The sequence below is a fragment of the Belnapia sp. AC561 genome, assembly GCF_979252845.1.
In genome coordinates, this window is record NZ_CEEDBP010000245.1 from 1 (window position 1) to 268 (window position 268).

Here is a 268-nt window from a genome sequence, read left to right on the forward strand (position 1 = left end):
ACCGGGAGACCGCCGGCTTCCTCGACCTCGTCGCCCGCGGCGCCCGTCGGAACTAGCTTGAGCCTAGCCGCAGCGGACGGACATGCCGCCATCCACCACCAGCTCCGTCCCCGTGACGAACCGGGCCTCCTCCGAGGCCAGGAACAGCCCCGCGGCGGCGGTATCCCGGCCGTCCCCGGCGAAGCCCATCGGGATGCGCGACAGCCGCTGCTTCACCAGCGCCACCACATCGCCGCCGGCCCGCTGCCCAGCCAGCCGGGTCTCGACC

Annotated in this window: 1 protein-coding gene; it reads right to left on the minus strand. The window is 74.3% G+C overall.

The window, feature by feature from the left end; genetic code table 11:
* Positions 1-63: 63 nt before the first annotated feature.
* On the minus strand, positions 64-268 hold a 205-nt coding region (locus tag AC0IW9_RS30945; RefSeq protein WP_471652130.1), incomplete at its 5' end, for an SDR family oxidoreductase.